General features: G+C 59.9%; 4 protein-coding genes. All 4 read right to left on the bottom strand.

Annotated elements, in window-relative coordinates; all coding sequences use genetic code 11:
• The coding region (locus tag HV832_RS17090; RefSeq protein WP_176805257.1) for an ExbD/TolR family protein at positions 1 to 427 on the bottom strand (427 nt) is incomplete at its 3' end.
• 15 nt (positions 428 to 442) lie between these two features.
• Positions 443 to 880, bottom strand: coding sequence for an ExbD/TolR family protein (locus tag HV832_RS17085; RefSeq protein ID WP_176805256.1), 438 nt, complete (start codon positions 878 to 880; stop codon positions 443 to 445).
• An 81-nt stretch (positions 881 to 961) separates the two neighbouring features.
• Positions 962 to 1,825: a MotA/TolQ/ExbB proton channel family protein gene (locus HV832_RS17080; protein WP_176805255.1), complete on the bottom strand. Its 864-nt coding sequence runs from the start codon at positions 1,823 to 1,825 to the stop codon at positions 962 to 964.
• Positions 1,826 to 1,955: 130 nt separating this feature from the next.
• Positions 1,956 to 2,389, bottom strand: a 434-nt coding sequence (locus HV832_RS17445; RefSeq protein ID WP_244954633.1) for an energy transducer TonB, incomplete at its 5' end; no start/stop codon positions are given.

Raw genomic sequence — 2,389 nt, 5'->3', positions numbered from 1 at the left:
ACTTCAAGAACTGCTCATTACCCACCATGCCGATCTTGGTCACCCCCAGCCGCTGCGCCGATGCCATCACCGCCGCCACCGACTTGTACGGCACCACCGCATTCGGCCGTAAATGCACTTCCGGCTGGTTCGGCTGCGCCGCAATCTCCGTCAGCTTCGCTTCGAGCTCATTGCGATTTGCCACCGCCGCGCCGTTCCACAATACCGTCCCGTCAAAGTCCACGTCGATGTTGATCACCACCGGCGGCTCTGTCGGCTTGCTCGGTGTGTTGGTCGGCATGTTCAGGTTCACCGCGTGGTTCTGGATCGGAATGGTGATGATCAGCATGATGATCAGCACCAGCATGACGTCAATCAACGGCGTCATGTTCATTTCTATCATCACTTCCGGTTCCGTCGCGGAACCGCCTCCTACTTGCATTCCCATAGTCTTTCCTTTTCCTCAGTTCCTGGGCGGGGGTTCGATCACGAAGCCCACTTTGGAGATCCCGGCACGCTGTGCGGTCAGGATGGTCTTGCCTACAAATTCGTAGCGGACGTTCTGGTCGCCACGGATGTGGACTTCCGGTTGCGGTAGCTTGACCGCTTCGACTTTGAGTTTGTCGAACAGGTCTTCGGTGCCGCCAGGCAGCGGTTTCATCATGCCGTTCCAGTAGACGTCGCCGTCTTTGCTGATGGAGATGGTGATGTTTTCCGGTTTGGTTTTGTAGATCTGGTTGCGTTCTGCCGGCAGTTTGAGTTTGACCACGTCGGTGATGACCGGGGCGGTTATCAGGAAGATGATCAATAAAACCAGCATGACGTCGACCAGCGGGGTGGTGTTGATGGTGCTGTTGACTTCGTCTTCGCCATCGCCATCGTTGCCGAGTGCCATTGCCATAGTGTGTGCTCTTTCAGATTTCAGGAAGAACCCGGTCGTCCGACCGGGTTTTTCGGGTCATCCTCGGATGACCGGGTCGGGTTACTTTTTGTTCGCAGTCTTGCTCATGTTGCCGGACAGGACGACGGAGTGCAGGTCGCCAGCGAAGGCGCGCACTTCTTCCATGGCGCTCTTGTTGCGGCGGACCAGGAAGTTGTAGCCCAGTACCGCAGGTACCGCAACGGCCAGACCGATCGCGGTCATGATCAGGGCTTCACCCACGGGACCGGCCACTTTGTCGATCGATGCCTGGCCGGACATGCCGATCGCGGTCAGCGCGTGGTAGATCCCCCAGACGGTACCGAACAGACCCACGAATGGGGCGGTGGAGCCGACGGTTGCCAGGAACGCCAGGCCGTCTTGCAGGCGGCTCTGGACTTTGTCCACCGCGCGCTGGATGGACATGGAGACCCAGGTGTTCAGGTCGATCTGTTCCAACAGGGCGCCTTCATGGTGTTCGGTGGCTTTGATGCCGGAATCGGCGATGAAGCGGAATGGGCTGCCTTCTTTGAGGCTGGCAGCGCCGGCCGTGACGGAGGCCGCTTTCCAGAATTTGCTGCGGGCGTCGGAGGCCTGGCCGGCCAGTTTGACCTGGTCGATGATTTTGGTGATGAGGATGTACCAGCTTCCCATGGACATGATGACCATGATGATCAGGGTGCCTTTGGCAACGAAGTCGCCGGTTTTCCAGAGCGCGTCTAAGCCGTACGGGTTTTCAATGACTTCTTTGGTCGGGGCGTCGGCTGCCGGGGCCGGGGCGGCAACGTCGGCTGCCGGGGTCGCCGGCGCGGTGGCGGAAGCAGCCGGGGCGGCAGTGGTGGCGGCGGAGGCGGCGTCTTCAGCGAAGGCAGGGGCGCTCAGGGCCAGGATGGCGGCAGCCAGGAATGCGGAGAAACGGGTTTTCATTGTGGTGCTTCCTTTTAACAAGTGTTACAAAGATAAGGTTGGTTGCTTACTGCTGTTTTTGTTGCCACCCCGCGGACCGGGGGTCGTTGCTGGTGGCGTTTTTAATCCTGTTGACGCGACTGCTTTGGCATCAGTCCAGTTTCCAGACGTACTGGACTTTGGTCCAGGTCTGTTGCGGTTTGCCATCTACGGTGCCTGGTTTGTTTTTGCAGGCGCCGGACATGAGCTGGGTGCGTACCGCATTATCGAGTCCGCGGAAGCCGCTGGATTTGTCGATCTTGACGTCGGCCACGCTGCCGTCGGCGCCGATCAGTACCGATAACACGACGGTGCCGGTTTCTTCATTCCGCAGCGAGGCCCGTGGGTATTCGGGTTTGCAGCCGGGGACGTTGAAGTCGATCACGCCGGGCACGATGGCCGGACCGGTGGCTTTCGGGGCTTCCACGGGGGCGGCGGCCTGGGTCTTGGCGAACACGGGGTTTTCCGGCTTGACGTTGGAGACGGCCGAGATGGTGTTCTGTGGCTGAACCTGGGGTTGCACCTGGACTTCCGGCGGCGGGATGA

The sequence above is a fragment of the Cognatundibacterium oligocarboniphilum genome, assembly GCF_013377855.1.
Lineage (GTDB): Bacteria > Pseudomonadota > Gammaproteobacteria > Burkholderiales > Burkholderiaceae_D > Undibacterium > Undibacterium oligocarboniphilum.
This window is presented reverse-complemented; position numbering and strand designations above follow the sequence as displayed.

What these genes read in the sequence shown, in the direction of transcription:
- HV832_RS17085 (WP_176805256.1), bottom strand. Translation starts at nt 880, where the DNA reads ATGGCAATGGCACTCGGCAACGATGGCGATGGCGAAGACGAAGTCAAC.
- HV832_RS17080 (WP_176805255.1), bottom strand. Translation starts at nt 1,825, where the DNA reads ATGAAAACCCGTTTCTCCGCATTCCTGGCTGCCGCCATCCTGGCCCTG.